This window comes from Gimesia algae, assembly GCF_007746795.1.
GTDB lineage: Bacteria > Planctomycetota > Planctomycetia > Planctomycetales > Planctomycetaceae > Gimesia > Gimesia algae.
The window spans coordinates 7,300,166-7,315,896 of the sequence record NZ_CP036343.1 but is presented as its reverse complement, the minus strand read 5'-3'; the positions used below and the strand labels follow the sequence as shown (position 1 = coordinate 7,315,896).

At 49.7% G+C, this 15,731-nt stretch carries 18 protein-coding genes and 1 pseudogene; all 19 read left to right on the top strand.

All coding sequences use genetic code 11. The features are described 5' to 3' along the window. Positions 1-58: 58 nt before the first annotated feature. The 19 genes and pseudogenes from rpoC to rpsH all read left to right on the top strand — a co-directional run bounded on the left by rpoC (position 59) and on the right by rpsH (position 15,694). Entirely contained in the window at positions 59-4,420 is a 4,362-nt protein-coding gene (rpoC, locus tag Pan161_RS27635; protein WP_145231963.1) for a DNA-directed RNA polymerase subunit beta', read from the top strand. Between the two features lie 228 nt (positions 4,421-4,648). After that, positions 4,649-5,020 carry a 30S ribosomal protein S12 gene (gene rpsL / locus Pan161_RS27630; RefSeq protein ID WP_002649821.1) on the top strand — a complete coding sequence of 124 codons (372 nt, stop codon included), beginning with the start codon at positions 4,649-4,651 and terminating at the stop codon, positions 5,018-5,020. Between the two features lie 90 nt (positions 5,021-5,110). Further along, positions 5,111-5,590 carry a 30S ribosomal protein S7 gene (gene rpsG / locus Pan161_RS27625; RefSeq protein WP_145231962.1) on the top strand — a complete coding sequence of 160 codons (480 nt, stop codon included), beginning with the start codon at positions 5,111-5,113 and terminating at the stop codon, positions 5,588-5,590. A gap of 191 nt (positions 5,591-5,781) precedes the next feature. Next, a complete protein-coding gene (fusA, locus tag Pan161_RS27620; RefSeq protein WP_145231961.1) occupies positions 5,782-7,881 on the top strand; it encodes an elongation factor G in 2,100 nt (699 codons plus the stop codon). A 272-nt stretch (positions 7,882-8,153) separates the two neighbouring features. Beyond that, positions 8,154-8,486, top strand: a complete 333-nt coding sequence (gene rpsJ, locus Pan161_RS27615) for a 30S ribosomal protein S10 (RefSeq protein ID WP_145044987.1) — start codon at positions 8,154-8,156, stop codon at positions 8,484-8,486. A gap of 161 nt (positions 8,487-8,647) precedes the next feature. Then, positions 8,648-9,337 carry a 50S ribosomal protein L3 gene (rplC, locus tag Pan161_RS27610; protein ID WP_145231960.1) on the top strand — a complete coding sequence of 230 codons (690 nt, stop codon included), beginning with the start codon at positions 8,648-8,650 and terminating at the stop codon, positions 9,335-9,337. A gap of 54 nt (positions 9,338-9,391) precedes the next feature. Continuing rightward, complete coding sequence (gene rplD, locus Pan161_RS27605; RefSeq protein ID WP_145231959.1) at positions 9,392-10,021, top strand: 50S ribosomal protein L4; 630 nt, start codon at positions 9,392-9,394, stop codon at positions 10,019-10,021. 52 nt (positions 10,022-10,073) lie between these two features. Next, positions 10,074-10,382, top strand: coding sequence for a 50S ribosomal protein L23 (gene rplW / locus Pan161_RS27600; protein ID WP_145231958.1), 309 nt, complete (start codon positions 10,074-10,076; stop codon positions 10,380-10,382). Positions 10,383-10,462: 80 nt separating this feature from the next. After that, entirely contained in the window at positions 10,463-11,320 is an 858-nt protein-coding gene (rplB, locus tag Pan161_RS27595; RefSeq protein ID WP_145231957.1) for a 50S ribosomal protein L2, read from the top strand. 62 nt (positions 11,321-11,382) lie between these two features. Continuing rightward, on the top strand, positions 11,383-11,649 hold the full coding sequence (rpsS, locus tag Pan161_RS27590) for a 30S ribosomal protein S19 (RefSeq protein WP_002649717.1): 267 nt from the start codon (positions 11,383-11,385) through the stop codon (positions 11,647-11,649). Positions 11,650-11,729: 80 nt separating this feature from the next. Then, a complete protein-coding gene (gene rplV / locus Pan161_RS27585; protein ID WP_145231956.1) occupies positions 11,730-12,074 on the top strand; it encodes a 50S ribosomal protein L22 in 345 nt (114 codons plus the stop codon). Between the two features lie 79 nt (positions 12,075-12,153). Next, positions 12,154-12,855, top strand: coding sequence for a 30S ribosomal protein S3 (gene rpsC / locus Pan161_RS27580; RefSeq protein WP_145231955.1), 702 nt, complete (start codon positions 12,154-12,156; stop codon positions 12,853-12,855). Continuing rightward, the gene (rplP, locus tag Pan161_RS27575; RefSeq protein WP_145231954.1) at positions 12,794-13,213 is read left to right on the top strand and encodes a 50S ribosomal protein L16; all 420 of its coding nucleotides are present in this window, start codon (positions 12,794-12,796) and stop codon (positions 13,211-13,213) included. Before rpsC ends, rplP begins: the two co-directional genes overlap by 62 nt. Before the next feature lie 90 nt (positions 13,214-13,303). After that, positions 13,304-13,513, top strand: a complete 210-nt coding sequence (gene rpmC / locus Pan161_RS27570; RefSeq protein WP_002649721.1) for a 50S ribosomal protein L29 — start codon at positions 13,304-13,306, stop codon at positions 13,511-13,513. Between the two features lie 22 nt (positions 13,514-13,535). Further along, a pseudogene (gene rpsQ, locus Pan161_RS27565) lies at positions 13,536-13,769 on the top strand (30S ribosomal protein S17); the annotation flags it as partial. 110 nt (positions 13,770-13,879) lie between these two features. After that, complete coding sequence (rplN, locus tag Pan161_RS27560; RefSeq protein WP_002649723.1) at positions 13,880-14,248, top strand: 50S ribosomal protein L14; 369 nt, start codon at positions 13,880-13,882, stop codon at positions 14,246-14,248. 2 nt (positions 14,249-14,250) lie between these two features. After that, on the top strand, positions 14,251-14,604 hold the full coding sequence (gene rplX / locus Pan161_RS27555) for a 50S ribosomal protein L24 (protein ID WP_145231952.1): 354 nt from the start codon (positions 14,251-14,253) through the stop codon (positions 14,602-14,604). Between the two features lie 64 nt (positions 14,605-14,668). Continuing rightward, complete coding sequence (gene rplE / locus Pan161_RS27550; protein ID WP_145231951.1) at positions 14,669-15,214, top strand: 50S ribosomal protein L5; 546 nt, start codon at positions 14,669-14,671, stop codon at positions 15,212-15,214. An 84-nt stretch (positions 15,215-15,298) separates the two neighbouring features. After that, positions 15,299-15,694, top strand: a complete 396-nt coding sequence (gene rpsH / locus Pan161_RS27545) for a 30S ribosomal protein S8 (protein ID WP_145231950.1) — start codon at positions 15,299-15,301, stop codon at positions 15,692-15,694. Positions 15,695-15,731 lie beyond the last annotated feature (37 nt).

Sequence of the window (15,731 nt, the reverse complement as noted above, 5' to 3'; positions counted from 1 at the left end):
TTCTTTTTCAGGATCAATGTCTGATCATAATTAGTTCAGAAAATAAGGAGCGTGCACAGTGAGTGTTGCACAGACAGCTTACGAGCGAATTAACGATTACGGTTCAGTGAAAATTGGGCTGGCCAGTCCTCATGATATTCGGAGTTGGTCATTCGGCGAAGTCAAGAAGCCGGAAACCATTAACTATCGAACCTACCGCCCCGAACGGGATGGTCTGTTCTGTGAGCGGATTTTTGGTCCTGAAAAAGACTGGGAATGTGCCTGCGGAAAATACCGGGGCATGAAGTACAAAGGGATGATCTGCGACCGTTGTGGTGTGAAAGTGACTCACAGTCGCGTCCGTAGAAAGCGTATGGGGCACATTGAACTTGCTGCGCCAATCGTGCATATCTGGTTTTTCAAATCCATGCCCAGCCGTCTGGGTGCGTTGCTGAACATGAAGACGACCGCCCTTGAGAAGGTCGTTTACTTCCAGGATTATGTGGTCACCGATCCGGGGGATACGCCTCTGGAAATGTGCCAGACCATGACCGAAGAAGAAGCGCGCCAGAATCAGGCTAAGTATGGTCCCGGTGCCTTCGAAATCGAAATGGGTGCAGAAGCCATCAAGAAACTATTGATGAGCCTGAACCTGGTCGAGTTGTCCGTGCAACTGCGAAAAGATCTGTTTGAGACCAACAGTCAGCAGAAACGCAAGGATTACATCAAGCGGCTGAAAATTGTTGAGTCGTTGCGTGACAGTGACAACCGTCCGGAATGGATGGTATTGGAAGTGATTCCCGTGATTCCTCCCGATCTGCGTCCTCTGGTACTGCTGGATTCAGGCAACTTTGCCACCAGCGACCTGAACGACCTGTATCGTCGAATTATAAACCGAAACAACCGATTGAAAAAACTGGTTGACCTGAATGCACCTGAAGTTATTGTGCGGAACGAAAAACGCATGCTGCAGCAGTCGGTCGATGCGTTGTTTGATAATAACCGCTGCAAGCGTCCGGTCCTGGGGTCTTCCAATCGGCCTTTGAAGTCTCTGACTGACATGATCAAAGGTAAGCAGGGACGTTTTCGTGAAAACCTGCTGGGTAAACGTGTTGACTATTCGGCACGAAGTGTGATCGTGGTAGGTCCCGAGCTGAAACTGCATCAGTGTGGTCTGCCCAAGAAGATTGCGTTGGAACTGTTTCAGCCCTTCATTATTCGTCGTCTGAAAGACAGCGGCCATGCTGATACGATCAAATCTGCCAAACGCATGCTGGAACGTAAGGATGAGGACGTCTGGGATATTCTCGATGAAGTCATTCAGAATCACCCTGTATTGCTGAACCGTGCTCCGACTTTACACCGTATGGGGATTCAGGCATTTGAACCGATTCTGGTAGAAGGAAACGCGATTCGTGTGCATCCGCTGGTTTGTGGTGGGTTCAATGCCGACTTCGATGGTGACCAGATGGCGGTTCACCTGCCACTCTCTATTGAAGCCCAGGTGGAAGCGACCACGCTGATGCTGGCGACAAACAATATCTTCAGTCCTTCTGATGGTGCTCCCATTATTCGTCCTTCACAGGATATCGTGATGGGTTGCTATTACCTGACGCTCAAAAAGGCAGAGCGGAAGGGGGAAGGGATGACTTTCTCCGGTGTCAGCGAAGTACACGCCGCCTTCCAGCAGCGCGCACTTGATCGCCATGCCATTATCAAAGTGCGTATGCCTTCTGATAAGCGGATTAAAGGTGACGGGGCAGATGATTTCAAGATGGGTGGTTTGATTGAGACGACCGTGGGCCGTGTGATTTTCAATGATATTCTGCCCAGGAAGATGGCGTTTTATAATCTCACCATGAAAGGTCGCGATCTGTCCAACGTGATTTCCGACTGTTATCTGGAACTGGGACGGCGGGAAACGATTAACCTGCTCGACAAGATGAAAGAAACCGGTTTCCGTGAATCAACCTTGAGTGGTCTGTCCTTCGCAACCAGCGACCTGAAGACCGCGCCGAACAAGGCCAAGGTGATTGGAGATTCTGAAAAGACTGTCCTGCAGAAAAATAAACTGTATGACCGTGGTCTGATTACTGCGGAAGAGCGATATAACCAGGTGCTCGATACCTGGACTCATGCCCGCGAGTTGATTACGACCTCCATGATGCATGAGCTGGAAAATGACTACCGTGAAAACGGCAAGTACGTGAACCCGATCTATCTGATGTCAAACTCCGGTGCTCGTGGTGGTATCGAACAGATGCGTCAGCTGGGTGGTATGCGTGGTCTGATGGCCAAGCCGAGTGGGGAAATTATTGAAACTCCCATTAAGGCGAACTTCCGAGAAGGTCTGACTGTGCTCGAGTACTTCAGCTCAACCCACGGTGCACGAAAAGGTCTGGCGGATACCGCTCTGAAAACGGCAGACTCTGGTTACCTGACACGTAAGCTGGCAGATATCTGTCAGAACGTGGTTGTGACTGAACATGACTGTGGAACGGCTCAGGGTATGACCCGTGGGGTGGTCTATCGTGGTGAGAAGGTCGAAATGAGTCTGACCGATGCGATCCGTGGTCGTGTCAGTCGTACGAACATTGTCGACCCGATTACCGACGAAGTGATTGTCCGTGAGAATGAACTGATCACAGTCGAGATTGCCCGTCGCATCGAGGAAATGGGTCTGGAGAAAATTCAGGTACGCAGCCCGATGACCTGTGAATCGTCTCTGGGCCTCTGTCGGCTGTGCTACGGGATGGACCTGTCGACCGGTTCGCTGGTCGAAGAGGGGCTGGCTGTCGGGATTATCGCTGCACAGAGTGTGGGTGAACCTGGTACTCAGCTGACAATGCGTACGTTCCACATTGGTGGAACCGCTTCCCGTGAAGTGGAAGAAAACGAAATCCGCACCCGTCGTGCCGGTAAGGTGAGCTTTGCCCGCATCCGATCTGTTGTCAACAGTGAAGGTCTGAGCGTGGTCCTGACGCGAAATGGTGAAGTTTTGATTAACGATCCAAAAGGTCGTGAACTTGAACGGTACACCATTCCCAACGGTGCCACTCTGATGGTCAATGAAGGTGATGAGCTGTCCGAAGGTCAGGTGATCTGTCAATGGGACCCTCACTCCATCTCGATCCTGGCTGAAGTGGGTGGTCGTGTCCGGTATGAAGAGTGTGTCGAAGGTAAGACTATTCGTACGGATAAGGACCCCAGTGGTCACGTCCGCCGTTCGATCATTGAACATAAAGGTGAGCTGCATCCGCAGATTATCATCGAAGACGGTACCGGGAAAATTCTCGACTTCTATTACCTGCCTGAAAAAGCCAGTATCGAAGTGGATGAAGGGCAACAAATCACCGCGGGAACCGTGGTGGCGAAGAACCCACGTGAATCTTCCGGTACCCAGGATATTACCGGTGGTCTGCCTCGTGTGACGGAGCTGTTTGAAGCACGTCGTCCGAAAGACCCCTCCGTTCTGGCTGAAATCGACGGTGAAGTCGAATTCGTTCCAGAAAAGAAACGTGGTAAGCGAATCGTGATTGTTCGTGGTGAAGACGGAACCGAAGTGGAACACGTGATTCCTCACGGTAAGCATCTGCTGGTTCACGCGGGCGACCTGGTAAAAGCTGGCGACGCTCTGGTGCGTGGTCCTCTGGTGCCTCACGATATTTTGCGTGTGAGTGGTACCGAAGCCGTCCAGCAGTACCTGCTGCATGAAATTCAGAACGTCTATCGTGCACAGCGTGTGACGATCGACGACAAGCATCTGGAAATTATTATTTCCCGCATGTTGAGCAAGGTGATGGTGGAAGATGTGGGTGATACCAATCTGCTGCCGGGCATCGTGCTCGACAAGCTGACCTTCCAGCAGATCAACGAAGAGACCAGTGCCTGTGTTAAGGTTGTGGATTCGGGTGATACCGATTTCCAGCCAGGCGACCTGGTTCCGCTGGCGACCATCGAAGAAGTGAATGCCCAGGTAGAACTGGCAGGGCAGGGTCCCGCCAGCTTCACCAAGCCGCGACCGGCGTCTGCCAGCTCGCAGTTGCTGGGGATTACCAAAGCTTCCGTACAAAGCGAAAGCTTTATCTCGGCTGCCAGTTTCCAGGAAACCACCAAGGTGCTGACCGAAGCTGCTCTGGCAGGTCGGGTTGACTATCTGGTAGGTCTGAAGGAAAACGTGATTCTGGGCCACCTCGTGCCGGCAGGAACTGGTTTCTACCAGCATCAGACTGCAGAAGTGCGAATTCGTCCGGAAGCTCTGGAAGAACTGAAAGCAGAAAAAGAACGGATTCTGGCAGCTCGTATGAGTCTGTTGAACGAAGTCACGCCTGATAAACCGGTTCCTCTGGGGGGCGGTCAGGAAGTCGAAGACTATGGGCAGGGAGGCGTTGATCCCTCAGTGGAAAATACGCCACCCAGTCCGAATCCGTATGATGAATAAGGTGTAGCAGTCCGAACGATATTGCGGATCAGTCGATTGTCTTTGATCAAAAATTGGATCAGGTGTGAGACTTGACGGATGCGTTCGGGCTGGATACATTGTCCCGTTCCTGTCTCCGGTGGGAGGTACGGAAAAGATGCGAATAACGTGGTCATTTGTTTCGATGGCTGCATGTAAATAGAAGTGTTTATTGTAGTTCAAGTTTTGAACGAAGATGGATTGTTTCAGATGCCAACGATTAATCAGTTGATTCGTAAGCCAAGAAAAAAACAGATCTCCAAGAGTAAAACTCCTCTGCTGGAAGGTTGTCCGCAGAAGCGTGGTGTCTGTCTGCAGGTAAAAACCGTCACGCCGAAAAAGCCGAACTCCGCCTTGCGTAAAGTGGCTCGTGTGCGTCTTTCCAACGGGAAAGAGCTGACGGCTTATATTCCTGGTGAAGGGCATAACCTGCAGGAGCACTCGATTGTGCTCGTGCGTGGTGGTCGTGTTCGCGACTTGCCGGGTGTTCGCTATAAGGTCATCCGCGGTGTTCTGGATACACTGGGTGTGAATGATCGTCGTCAGGCACGCAGTCGTTACGGTACCAAGCGTCCTAAGTAGGCCTGGTTTAAATTCATTCATTTAATATTTGATATCATTTAGTCAGCATTCTGCAAGAACGCTGAAATTACTGTCAGAGGAAAAGTTGGAATGGGCAAGAAGTTTACAGCCAGTGTGTCTCAGTTGAAACCAGATCCACGGTTCAATTCGATGTTGGCTTCCAAGTTTGTTAACTGCCTGATGCACGATGGTAAAAAGAGCGTTGCTCAAAACGTTTTCTATGATGCTTTGGAGCGTATCAGAGAAAAGGTTCCCGATGTTGAGCCGATCGAAGTCTTCACGCAGGCTGTAGAAAATGTAAAGCCCAGTGTAGAAGTCCGGTCCAAACGCGTCGGTGGTGCGACTTATCAGGTTCCAACTCCCGTGAATCCCAAGCGTCAGCAGACCCTGGCGATTCGCTGGCTTCTGGCCGCAATTCGTGGCAAGAAGGGCCGTCCCATGGAAGTTCGTCTGGCAGATGAAATTATGTCAGCCCACAAAAAAGAGGGGACAGCCATGACTACCCGTGAGAATATCCATCGCATGGCTGAAGCGAACAAAGCATTTGCTCACTTCGCCTTCTCACGCTAAGGCAAGTTAATCGATCATTAAGACGCACTGGTAAGGCTCTCGCGCCATTACTTTGTGCGTCTTTTTTTTTGATCCCGGGGGAAGACGTAAGATGTAACATCTGGTTTGTGTGCGATGAGTTTCAGGCAGAAGTGATGCGTTGCTGTCTGGTGTGCATGTTGGCACTTTTGTGAATGGGGTTAGAGGGTAAGATGTCAGCTTCAATAGATCATATCAGAAATATCGGGATTATCGCTCACATTGATGCCGGTAAGACCACGACCACCGAGCGAATTCTGTATTACGCAGGCGTTGTGCACAGGCCCGGTGGGGTCGATGAAGGTACAACCGCGACAGACTTCGATGAAGAAGAAGCGAAGCGGGGAATTACCATCTATTCGGCTGCGATTACCTGTCACTGGAAAGGGTATTCGATCAACATTATTGACACGCCAGGGCACGTCGATTTTACAGCCGAGGTAGAGCGCAGCCTGCGGGTGCTGGATGGTGCCGTCGTTGTGTTCAGCGCAATGGAAGGGGTGGAAGCCCAGAGCGAAACAGTCTGGCGGCAGGCGGATAAATACAATGTGCCCCGCATCTGTTTTATTAATAAAATGGATCGCATCGGTGCCAGCTTTAACCGTACATTTGAAGAGATTAAGCGCCGCCTGCGAGCCAATCCTGTGGCGCTGCAGATTCCGATCGGGGAAGGTTCCACTTCCACAGGTGTCTCGTTTGAGGGGGTGATTGATCTGGTCAAAATGAAATCACTCTATTACGACAAGGGTTCTATGGGGTCCAGCTTCGAAGTTCGTGAAATTGCTGATGAGTATCTGGAGCAGGCGCAGGAGTGGCGGAATAAAATGCTGGAAGCTGTCGCCGAGCTGGACGAGAAGGTGCTGGAGCAGTATTACGAAACCGAAGATATTCCGGAAGCAGATCTGTTGCGTCTGTTGAGGGAGGCGACATTGCGGGGTGATCTGCAGCCAACATTTTGTGGTTCTTCCCTGAATTTTATCGGCGTACAGCCGGTGCTGGATGCCGTGGGTGAATTCCTGCCCAGCCCGCTGGATCGGCCTCCTGTCGAAGGGATTAATCCACAGCCGAAAAAGCGGGGTGGTGATGCCGGTGAACCGGAATCGCGGGCGACTTCAGTGGATGAGCCCGTGTGTGGGCTGGTCTTCAAGATTCAGACCGATAAGCATGGCGATTTATGTTTTATCCGTGTTTACTCGGGTCAGTTGAAGAGCGGTACGCGGTTACTCAATGCACGTACTGGTAAGAAAGAGTTAATCAGTCAGCTCTGGCGTGTGCATGCTGACGCACGGGAAAAGGTTGAAACAGACAGTATTGACGCCGGTGATATTGCCGGAGTGATCGGGCCGAAAGATGCGGTCACGGGCGACACGCTCTGTGATATTAAACATCCGATTTTGCTGGAAAGTATTTCGTTTCCCGAGACCGTTATTTCGATGGCGGTGGAGCCGGAGTCGAGTGCGGATCGGAAAAAGCTGGAAGAGACTTTGGTGAAACTGTCTCGGCAGGACCCGACATTCAAGGCGATCCCCAACGAAGAGACTGGCCAGACGATTGTGTCGGGCATGGGGGAATTGCATCTGGAGGTGTTGCGGAACCGGATGCAGAAAGAATTCAATTTAAGTGTGCGCGTGCATAAGCCGCGCGTCAGTTATCGCGAAACGGTTTCAGCGGCGGTTGAAAAAAGGGTTGAGTTCAATCGTCCGGCAGCAAATGGGAACCTGTATTTCAATGTGAAGTTGCGTCTGGAGCCTTTTAAGGGAGAATCGCCGATTTCGATTATCAGTAAATTGAAGCCGGAAGATTTGGATCCTGGTCTGGTCAAGGTGATGATGGATACCTTGCGGATGGGCGTTGATGGCGGCGGGCAGGTTGGGTTTCCTCTGATGAATGTGCAGTTCACCGTGCTCGAAGCGCATGCCCGCGAAGGGGAGACGAATGAGGCTGCCGTTGAGGCTGCTGTTTCCGAGGCGTTGCATGGTTGCATTATGGATGCGAAGATGCAGTTGCTGGAACCTATTATGAAGATGGAAGTTGTAACGCCCGATGAGTTTCGGGGAAATATCCAGGCGGATCTCAGTTCTCGGAATGCGAGCGTTCTGAATAGTGAATGGCGGGGGGATCTGTGTGTGATGGAGGTCGAATCACCTCTGTCGCAGTTGTTTGGTTATTCTACCCAGATTCGCAGCCTGTCGCAGGGACGTGCCTCGTTTTCAATGGAGCCATTGAAGTACGCGCCAGCTCCTCCAAGTGTCTTAAAAGAGATGATTGGATAATTTTTGAAAAATCATAGGGTTGGACGCTTGGTATCCAGTGGGGGAGAGTGTAACTTGTCTCCTCTGCGAAACTGAAAACTGCATTGCGGAATTCAGATGAACAGCATCTGGTGTGCTTTCCTGGTAAAGAAGTCAGAATTTCAAAAAAAGCGTTTTAAGCTTTGGTGGGGTTGTTGACAAGCGGTGAAGGTCTCATTAGTATTGCTCGCTTCCCCGTGCGAGAAAATTGTCTAAGCGGGGTAAGAGTCTAATTTTAGCGAAGGAAATTATTGGTGGCCGTTGCGAGTCAAGAGCGAATTAGAATTCGCATGGAAGCTTATGATCACTCCGTTTTGGATCAGTCGGCAGCAGATATTGTTGATACGGCGAAGCGAACCGGTGCGATCGTGCATGGCCCTATTCCATTGCCAACGAGAGTTGAGCGATATACGGTTCTGAAAGGACCGCACATCGATAAGAAATCTCGCGAGCAGTTTGAAATTCGGACTCATAAGCGTTTGGTTGATATTTTGTCTCCAACCGGCAAGACAATTGATGCTTTGAATAAATTGTCGTTGCCTGCTGGTGTTGATATTAAAATTAAGGCGTCCGCTGGCGGAAACTAGTCTATTATCGGTTTTCGTTATGATGCTCGCGCTGTCGGTTTCGTGCCGATGTCGCTTGATTGGTTAGGGATCCAGCTTTTGGCTGGTGGTGCTATGCTTCCTGCTGTCTAAACTGGCGGTGTTCGTGGAAGCTTTGTTCCCGTTGTTTAAGGGTGATGAGTATGCCTGTCGGTCTGCTGGGTAAAAAGGTCGGGATGACGCAAATTTATGATGACGGGATTATGGTCCCTGTCACTGTGATTCAGGCTGGTCCTTGCCATGTGCTCCAGGTGCGTACTTTGGACACGGATGGTTACGAAGCGGTTCAGGTTGGTTTTGGAGATAAACCACGCCGGTTAGCCGCTCGTAGTGAGCGTGGCCATGTGGCGGCACTGGATAGCAAGCGTCAGAAGAAGCGTGCGGAGTCCGGTGTGGCTGTAGTGGAAAAAGCAGGTTGCGAGCCAAAGCGGTTTGTAAAAGAGTTTCGCACGGATGGTGAAGACCATGGTTGCGAAGTCGGCGGCGAGTTGACGGTTTCCGTCTTCGCTGATGTGCCATTCATTGATGTGATTGGTACCAGCAAGGGTCGCGGTTTCGCCGGTGTGATGAAAAGACATAATTTCTCGGGTCAACGAGCTACTCACGGTGTGAAACGAGTTCACCGTCATGGTGGTTCTATTGGTCAGAGTGCGGATCCTTCCCGTGTTATGAAGGGGACGCGAATGGGTGGTCGATATGGTGGCAAGCAGATTACTGTCAGACATTTGAAAGTGGTCCGGGTTGATGAGGAGAACGGCGTTCTTCTGGTCCGGGGTGCCGTGCCAGGCCCGAATGGGGGCGATCTGGTGATTCGTCGTACTAACAAGTATTAGTTTTTGAGTGTTTGAAGTACTTAGGTAGTTCTGCCTTATATATATGGTGTCGAAATGATTTCTGTTGCAATTCAAGATAAAGCTGGCAAAGAAGTGGGCAAATATGAATTTGAGTCCACGGAATTAGCCAATGGAATCAATCGCCAGTTACTGCACGATGTCGTCGTGATGTATGAGGCGAACAAACGAATTGGTTCTTCCAAGACAAAGAGCCGTGGTATGGTCGTTGGCAGTACCAAGAAGCTGTATCGTCAGAAAGGGACTGGGCGTGCCCGTGCTGGTGCAGCCCGAACTCCTGTGCGACGGGGCGGTGGTCACACTTTTGCGAAAACTCCGAAAGACTGGAGCTATCGCTTGCCTAAGAAGGCGGTCAAGCTGGCAACCCGTATGGCGATATTAAGTAAATTTGAAGATGAGCAGGTGACGCTGATTGATGAACTGGCGTTGCAGGTTCCAAAGACAAAAGAAGTCGTAGGCGTGCTGAAGGCTCTGGGTTTATCCAGCACCAGTTGTCTGCTGACTGTTGAAGGGCATGATCCTGTAGTATGGAAATCTGCTCGCAATATTGCAGGGGTACAGGTTTCACCTGCAAGCGACCTGAATGCTTATGATGTTCTGCATCAGCGGCAGATGGTTCTGACCAAGTCAGCCCTGGATCGGCTGCTCGGTCGGGTTGAAGGTTAGTTTACAGGGTTTTCAGTTTAGTCATCCAGTTTGAGTATTAAGGTTAGTTGTTATGTCGGATGGTTTAAAAAAAGGCGTTCAACTGGAGCCGTATCAGGTCGTCATCCGGCCATTGGTGACAGAAAAAGGGACTCACCTGTCTGAGTCTTTCAATGCATACACGTTTGTGGTCGATAAATCTGCCACGAAAACAGATATTAAAAAAGCTGTGTCTGAATTGTGGAATGTGCGAGTCGTTGGTGTTCGCACACAGAATCGAGGCGGAAAGCCACGGCGACATAAATATAAAGTTGGTTATACAAAATCATGGAAGAAGGCGATTGTGGAACTGCATGAGGATGATCGTATTTCATTCTTTTAAGCCTTATTTTGTGTAGGGTGTCAGTCAAAACATATCGTGATCTGGTTTTGAAGCCAAAAAAGTTATTGAGGAACTAAATTATGGGAATCCGATTCTACAAGCCAGTAACGCCAGGTCGGCGCGGTGCATCGGTGAGCGATTTTGCAGCGATTACAGATCGTAAAAAAGCTCCTGAGAAATCCCTGCTGGTACGGTATAAGAAAAAAGGTGGGCGGAATAACCAGGGCGTGATTACTTCCCGTCACCGCGGTGGCGGACATAAGCGGATGTATCGCCTGATTGACTTTCGTCGTAACAAAGATGGTGTGCCAGCCAAGGTGAATGGGGTTGAGTATGATCCGAATCGTTCAGCTCGGATTGCACTGTTGCACTATGTCGATGGTGAAAAGCGATACATTCTGGCTCCGGAAGGCTTGAAAGCCGGTGATACCGTTGTCAGTGGAGAAAAAGTAGAACCAAATGTCGGGAACTGCATGCCTCTGTCAAGCATTCCCCTGGGTTCAACAATTCATAATGTGGAAATGCAACCTGGTCGTGGTGGTCAGCTCTGTCGTAGTGCTGGTACCTCTGCTGTGTTGAATGCTCGTGAGGATAACTGGGCACAGGTGACTCTGCCTTCCGGCGAAGTTCGTCGTATTCCCAGTTCCTGCCGGGCCACAATGGGTGAGATTGGAAACTCGGAGCATACAAAGATTGTCCTGGGTAAAGCAGGTCGTAAACGCTGGCTGGGGCGTCGTCCTCATGTCCGTGGTACTTGTATGAACCCGGTTGCTCACCCGATGGGTGGTGGTGAAGGTCGCAACTCAGGCGGTCGTCATCCCTGTAGCCCGACTGGTAAGCTCGCCAAAGGTGGAAAAACAAGAAAGAGGAAAAAGGCATCATCAAAGGCCATTATTCGACGTCGCAAGTCACGTCGTTATGGTCAGCTGAAGCTCTGATTTCCGTTTTGATTTTAATTTACAGTATAACTATCTGTTTTCGATAATTGAGGACAAGTTTTATGGGTCGCTCTCTGAAAAAAGGGCCATATGTTGACGTTAAGCTTCTTAAGAAGATTGAGAAGTTGAACGAATCGGGTAAAAAGACACCGATCAAGACATGGGCTCGTGCTTCAACGATTGCTCCGGAGTTTGTAGGTCATACATTCCTGGTGCATAACGGGCGCGCTCACTTAAATGTGTATGTGACGGAAGAAATGGTCGGTCATAAGCTGGGAGAATTCTCGCTGACTCGTAACTTCCGTGGACATACGATGAAGAAGAAATAAGCGTTTGTGTTTGTTGTTGTTGCGGCTGTGATAGCCGATAACCGATAGAATTATGCAATAGTTGAAGTGGAGTAATTGTCATGGGGCAAGTTCGAGCAATGCATCGATTTGCACGAATTTCAGCAACAAAGGTTCGTCCTTTTGCAGACCTGGTTCGAGGTATGACTGCTTCAGAAGGTTTGGATTCGTTGAAGTTTATTCCAAACCGTGGAGCACGTTTTCTTGAAAAGGTCATCAAGAGTGCGATGGCGAATGCTGAAGACAAGGGTGCTCGTAATGTTGAAGCTTTGAAGATCACCGAAGCCCGCGTTGATGGCGGTCCGATGTTCAAACGCATTCAGCCCCGTGCCCGAGGGATGGCCTACACGATTCGTCGTCGGATGGCACACATTCATGTTGCTATCGAAGCTCCTGAGCTGCCTTAGAACTGACCTGACTTTTAACTAAACTGTTGTCACAAATCACTGAAACTCAATCAGAAATACTTAAAGGATAACCTGTATCATGGGGCAAAAAGTTCGACCAACCGGATTTCGAGTCGGCGTGGTAGAAGACTGGAGAAGTCGTTGGTATGCCTCCAAGAAAGATTTTGGGGCACTGCTGGTTGAAGATCAGAAAGTACGAAACTTTATTCATACCAAATACAAATTTGCCGGCATTCCCAAGGTGGAGATCGAAAGAACTCGTGACCAGGTTGTCGTGCATTTATTCACAGCCCGCCCGGGGATCATTATTGGTCGTAAAGGGCAGGAAGTGGACCGGTTGAAAGCGGAATTAGAAGATCTGACCGGTCGCCGGATGGAACTGAAGATTATTGAAGTAGAGAATGCTCTGCAAAGTGCAGCATTGGTTGCGGAAGATATTGCTCAGCAGTTATCGAAGCGTGGTAGCTTCCGCCGAACTATTAAACGTGCCCTGGACCAGGTAATGGAAACGGGCGTTCATGGAATTAAAATCGAGCTTTCCGGTCGATTGGGTGGAGCAGAAATGTCACGGCGTGAAAAAGCAAGCCGGGGCTCAATTCCACTCTCGACTCTGCAACGTCATGTTGACTACGGATTCCGCGAGGCACACACCACCTTCGGAGTTATTGGAGTGAAAGTTTGGATCGACCTTGGTGATTATTCAGATGAGGAGAATCGCGATGGCTCTGATGCCAAAGCGGGTCAAGCACCGCAAAAGCCAAAGAGGACGCATAAAAGGTAATGCGACACGTGGTAACACTGTTGCCTTTGGTGAATGGGGCTTACAATCTCTGGACCCTGGGCACATAACAGCACAAACCATTGAAGCATGCCGAATTGCAGCCACACAATATGTTCGAGGTGAAGGTAAACTTTACATCCGGATCTTCCCCCAGAAGTCGGTTACATCCCGACCTCTGGAAACCCGTATGGGTAAGGGAAAAGGGGAACCGGATCACTGGGTAGCCGTCATTAAGCCGGGCACTGTGTTGTTCGAACTGGCAGGCGTTTCGCATGAAGCAGCCAAACGCTGTTTCGCGCGTGTTGCACACAAGTTGCCAGTGAATGTGAGGCTGATTGAACGTCGGCCTTCCATTTAAGCTGGTTGATTACTGGTTATTATCAATTACATCACTTCGGAGCTGTCAGTCTAGAACTGACAGACCGAAAAACATCATTGGGTTTTACTGATGACCAAAGCGAGTGAATTACGCGAGATGAATGACGAGCAATTGTCTTTCGCTCTGCAGGAAACACAAAAAGAGTTGTTTCAGTTGCGGTTCCAGGCAGCAACGGAGCGGCTTGATGCACCTAGTAACATTAAGCGGCTTCGACGTGAGATTGCCCGAATTCAGACAATCCGTCGTGAACGTGAATTAAGTCAGCAGAATAATGCTTAAGCAGGCTCGTTAAGGTAAGAAAATGCGAAAAATACTGACAGGCACTGTAGCCAGTTCGAAAATGGACAAGACATTACGAGTCGAAATTCAGAGACGATACCGTCATCCACTTTACGGCAAAACCGTTCGTGGCCGGACTGTCTGCCACGTGCATGATGAGAAGAATGAAGCACAGGAAGGGGATACTGTCGAAATTATCGAAAGCCGCCCCCGCTCCAAAACAAAGCGTTGGGATTTGATCCGGATCGTCGAGAAGAAACAGGACTGATTCCATTCAGTCTGACTGCGATTTCGGGTCCATTTAATAGTACAAAGACAAAGATCAGGTAGACCTCATCTTTTGGTTGATAAGGAACAGGCAAAGCCATGATTCAGATGCAAACCGATCTGGATGTATGTGATAATTCGGGTGCCAAAGTTGCGCGCTGCATTAAAGTGCTAGGCGGAACCGGGCGACGAACTGCTGAAGTAGGCGACGTGATTGTCGTCAGTATCCAGAAAACTCTGGCTGGCAGTAACATCAAAAAAGGTCAGGTATTACGTGGCGTGATTGTTCGAACCAGATACCCCTGCCGTCGTGATGATGGCAGCTATGTCAGGTTCGACCGGAATGCAATGGTTTTAATCGATGGCGAGGGTAATCCTCGAGGAACACGTATTTTTGGCGCAGTAGCTCGAGAGCTTCGTGAACGCAAATACATGAAAATTATTAGCCTGGCAAACGAGGTAGTCTGAGAATGAAGATACGACGTGGCGATTCAGTGATTGTAATCACCGGAGCAGATGCCGGCGATACTCCCAGGCGAGTACTGCAGGTGGTTGCCGGCGGTAAAAAGCTGACCGTGGAAAATGTAAATCGGGTTTTCAAGCACGTGAAACGTGGCCATCCCAAGAGTCCTCAGGGAGGACGTCTTGAAGTGGAAATGCCGATCGATATTTCGAACGTGAAGTTTTATTGTGAAGCCTGCAGTTCAGGATCACGTGTTGGTTATCGCTATGCAGCCGATGGCAGCAAGGAGCGATTTTGTAAGAAGTGTAGTGCGTCGCTGGGAACAATCAGTCCTGCGAAGGCAAAATACCAGAAACAATAATCAGATTTTGTAGTTTTCAGTAAGGAAGATTGTTCCGAGAGTTCGGCCAGTCTGAAGCAAAACAATGGCAATACCAACATTATTAAAACAATATCGTGAAGAGATTGTACCTGCCCTGAAAGAAAAGTTGGGCCGTACCAATGTGCATTCACTGCCACAGATTGAAAAAGTGGTGATCAGCATGGGGATCGGTGCAGCCAATCAGGACCGGAAACGTCTGACCGAAGCCGCTGATCACATGACATTACTGGCAGGCCAGAAATCGCAGATTACGCGTGCCCGTCAGTCAGTTGCCGGTTTTAAGTTACGCGAAGGTCAGGAAATCGGTTGCCGGGTCACCCTGCGTGGAAACCGGATGTATGAATTCCTGGAACGTCTGATTTCACTGGCTCTGCCACGTGTTCGCGACTTCCGCGGGATCAACCCCAAAGCCTTCGATGGTAAGGGAAACTACAGCCTGGGCCTGAATGAATCACTGGTCTTCCTGGAAATTGATCCCGATTCCGTAAAAAATACACAGGGTATGAATATTACGATCGTCACTTCGGCTTCTAACAATGAAGAAGGTCTTCTGCTGTTAAAAGAGCTGGGCATGCCGTTTCGTAAATAACCCGTTTTGAATTGTCTATACAAGTAATAACAGTATCACCTGAATGGTAGATAGTCGGAGAATTATAGTGAGGGTAGCCAGCTAATGATGACAGACCCTATTGCAGACATGCTGACACGAATTCGTAATGCACTGCAGATTGAACGGCCTTTTGTTGATATTCCTGCATCCAAGATCAAGGTTGCCATTGCAGGTGCCTTGCAGCGTGAAGGTTACGTCTGGGACTTTGAAGTACTCGAAAACAGTCCCCAGAATACTTTACGGGTGAATCTGAAATATGGTCCCAACGGGGAACGCGTGATTCAGAAGATCTATCGTGAAAGTAAACCAGGTCGACGCACTTATCAGGACCTGCGATCCATGCCGGAAGTTCTGCAGGGTCTGGGTGTCAGCATTCTTTCGACCAGCAAGGGTGTTCTGAGCAATCGTGAAGCAAAACAACAGGGTGTCGGTGGCGAATTACTCTGCACCATCTGGTAATATAGATGTTTATCCAGGCTGTCGAACCTTGTTCTGC